Origin of the sequence: Halomonas sp. ND22Bw (assembly GCF_003011945.1) — a bacterium.
Lineage (GTDB): Bacteria > Pseudomonadota > Gammaproteobacteria > Pseudomonadales > Halomonadaceae > Halomonas > Halomonas halophila.
The window spans coordinates 1-495 of record NZ_PXWD01000110.1 but is presented as its reverse complement, the minus strand read 5'-3'; the positions used below and the strand labels follow the sequence as shown (position 1 = coordinate 495).

The window sequence follows — 495 nt, the reverse complement described above, 5'->3', positions numbered from 1 at the left end:
CCCGGGCAACTCGCCCTCCTGCGCGAGGCCGCGCTCGATGCAGCCGTTCATGACGCCCCAGATGCGGGCGAGGCCCTGGTCGAACTCCGCCTCCGAGCGGTTCGCCACCTCGTTGGCGCGCTTCATGGCGGCGATCGACAGGCCGCTCTCGCGGGCCATGCGCAGCATGGCCGCCGCGTTGTCGAAGGGGTAGGGCCAGAGCCGCGGATCGGCCCCTTCCGAGGGCGGCGGTTCGGCGGCCGCGCGCTGCGCCGCCGTGACGACGAAGCCGCCGCCGATCGAGTAATAGGTCTCCGACAGGACGGGGACGCGCTCCGCGTCGAGGGCCGTCACGACGAGGCCGTTGGCGTGCCCCGGCAGCGCCGGGCCGAAATCGAACACGATTCCGGTCATCGGGTCGAAGGCCAGCTCCGGCAGGCCGGGGGGCGCGAGGCGCTTGCGGACGCGCAGCGCCGCCAGGCCGCCCTCGGCCGCGTCCATCTCGACGTCGGCGGG

Annotated in this window: 1 protein-coding gene; it reads right to left on the bottom strand. The window is 74.5% G+C overall.

Annotated features, from left to right (window positions below):
- Positions 1-495: serine dehydratase beta chain (locus CVH10_RS17210; protein WP_369335848.1), on the bottom strand; the 495-nt coding region annotated here is incomplete at both ends.